The 2,109-nt window shown below is 64.0% G+C and carries 1 protein-coding gene and 2 pseudogenes; all 3 read left to right on the top strand.

Going from position 1 to position 2,109, the window contains the following annotated elements; genetic code table 11:
- Positions 1-218: pseudogene (locus tag PI86_RS15340) on the top strand (LysR family transcriptional regulator); the annotation flags it as partial.
- 288 nt (positions 219-506) lie between these two features.
- Complete coding sequence (locus PI86_RS15335) at positions 507-1,793, top strand: Glu/Leu/Phe/Val family dehydrogenase (RefSeq protein WP_014898081.1); 1,287 nt, start codon at positions 507-509, stop codon at positions 1,791-1,793.
- Between the two features lie 132 nt (positions 1,794-1,925).
- A pseudogene (locus tag PI86_RS17815) lies at positions 1,926-2,109 on the top strand (hypothetical protein); the annotation flags it as partial.

Raw genomic sequence — 2,109 nt, 5'->3', positions numbered from 1 at the left:
CGTTCCTGCCGCACAGCGCGGTCGAGGATGCGGTGGCCAGCGGCCGCCTGATCCGGCTCGACCGTTCCGCGCGCGGCGGCACGCATCCGTTCACGCTGACGATGGAGATTCGGCTGTACTGCGACAAGCTCGCGTTGCAGGGCGACGATCCGCGCCAGAAGCTCGTGCGCGCGCTGTGGGACGTGGTGCGCGACGAACTGCGCGAAACCACCGGTTAACCGTGGGCGGTTAACCCGGTCGAGCGCGGACCGTTCGAGCGCGACCGGCTGACGGCGAGCTTGCGCCGCCTGTCGGACGCCTGTCCGGCGGGCGTCCGGCGACTATCCCCGACGTTTTTTCACGCACGCGATGCACGACCGATCGCGGGCGTTCTTGCGCAAATCGACCGCGGATTTGCGAAAAATCCCGATCATGCAAGAAACGCATAATCGAATAAGCAAACGGCATTGGATAAAAAAAACGGGTTTTTCGACAATGTGCGCAATCCGTTGAACGTTGGAGCATCCATGTCTTCGCAACTGCAGTCCATCCCGTCCTACCTGCACGCCGACGATCTCGGCCCGTGGGGCAACTACCTTCAGCAGGTCGATCGCGTCGCACCGTACCTCGGTTCGCTGTCGCGCTGGCTCGAAACGCTGAAGCGCCCGAAGCGCATCCTGATCGTCGACTGCCCCATCGAGCTCGACAACGGCACCGTCGCGCACTTCGAAGGCTATCGCGTGCAGCACAACGTGTCGCGCGGCCCGGGCAAGGGCGGCGTGCGCTACCACCAGGACGTGACGCTGTCGGAAGTGATGGCGCTGTCGGCATGGATGTCCGTGAAGAACGCAGCCGTGAACGTGCCGTACGGCGGTGCGAAGGGCGGCATCCGCGTCGACCCGCGCAAGCTGTCGCGCGGTGAGCTCGAGCGCGTGACGCGTCGCTACACCAGCGAAATCGGCATCATCATCGGGCCGAACACCGACATTCCGGCACCGGACGTCAACACCAACGAACAGGTGATGGCGTGGATGATGGACACGTACTCGATGAACCAGGGCCAGACGTCGACCGGCGTCGTGACCGGCAAGCCGATCGCGCTCGGCGGTTCGCTCGGCCGCAAGGAAGCGACGGGTCGCGGCGTGTTCGTCGTCGGCTCCGAAGCGGCGAAGAAGAAGGGCCTGGAAATCGAAGGCGCGCGCATTGCGGTGCAGGGCTTCGGCAACGTCGGCGGCATCGCGGCGAAGCTGTTCCAGGAAGCGGGTGCGAAGGTGATCGCGGTGCAGGATCACACGGGCACGATCTACCAGCCGGCCGGCCTCGATTCGAACAAGCTGCTCGACCACGTGGCACGCACCGGCGGCGTCGCGGGCTTCGAAGGCGCTGAACCGATGCCGAACGACGAGTTCTGGACGGTCGAGACCGACATCCTGATCCCGGCGGCACTGGAAAACCAGATCACCGAGAAGAACGCAGCGAAGATCCGCACGAAGATCATCGTCGAAGGCGCGAACGGCCCGACGACGACGGCGGCCGACGATATCCTGAGCGCGAACGGCGTGCTCGTGATCCCCGACGTGATCGCGAACGCGGGCGGCGTGACCGTGTCGTACTTCGAATGGGTGCAGGACTTCTCGAGCTTCTTCTGGACGGAAGACGAGATCAACCACCGTCTCGAGCGCGTGATGCGCGAAGCGTTCGCCGGCGTGTGGGCGGTCGCGGAAGAGCACAAGGTGTCGGTGCGCACGGCGGCGTTCATCGTCGCGTGCAAGCGCATCCTGATGGCGCGTGAAATGCGCGGCCTGTACCCCTGATCGGTCATTGCCGATCGTCGATCGGTTGACTACGATCAAAGCATGACGCAATCCACCCGATTGCGTGCATGAACCCGCGCGGGCGGTGCCGGATTCGGCACCGCCCGCGCGCGCATTCAGGTGCCGCACGGGGTGCCCGAAGCCGGGAGGACGGCTTCGCACAGGGCGATTCGTAGTGCGGTCAACAACCAGTTCTTTCAAAAATATTACTTTGATACACTGGCGCGGGTTTTAGCCAAGGAGATGAACAAAATGAAATTCCACAAGGCAGTCCTGATGGTCGCGGCGCTGTGCGCGTTCGCAAGCGGCGCGCATG

Source organism: Burkholderia sp. A9 (genome assembly GCF_000801975.1).
Note: the sequence above shows the minus strand (reverse complement) of the source record. Positions and strands in the feature narration are given on the sequence as shown.

Coding starts and splice junctions, on each gene's coding strand:
- PI86_RS15335 (WP_014898081.1), top strand. CDS start 507: ATGTCTTCGCAACTGCAGTCCATCCCGTCCTACCTGCACGCCGACGAT.